1 protein-coding gene is annotated in these 350 nt (G+C 65.4%); it reads left to right on the forward strand.

The window, feature by feature from the left end; translation table 11 throughout:
- Window positions 1-350: hypothetical protein (locus GO988_RS23970; protein WP_198173036.1), on the forward strand; the 350-nt coding region annotated here is incomplete at both ends.

The raw sequence follows: 350 nt of genomic DNA on the forward strand, positions 1-350 counted from the left end.
ATGAAAAATATTCTGCGCGTTTGCGCCTTTCTGAGCTTGCTGCTGGTGGCAGCGGCTTTCCTGTTGCCGCACGAGGCGGTGCAGCTGGCCCACTACCTAGCCCCCGCGCACGGCCCCGCCTTGCTGGCCGCGCTCACCGGCATCGGTTCGGGCGCGACCCTGGCCTGCGTGGTGGTGCCCATCGAAGCCATCGTGCTCGATGACTGCCCGAACCCCGGCGGCCTGACCGACATCCACGTGATTCGCCGGCGCGACATCGAAACGTGGCCCGAGGTCGATGCCGATAAGGTGACCATCAGCACGGCCCTGGTGCCCAAAACGGGCAAGAAGTTCGTGCCCTGGGAGTTTGC

Source organism: Hymenobacter ginkgonis, from assembly GCF_009755225.1.
GTDB classification, from domain to species: Bacteria; Bacteroidota; Bacteroidia; order Cytophagales; family Hymenobacteraceae; genus Hymenobacter; species Hymenobacter ginkgonis.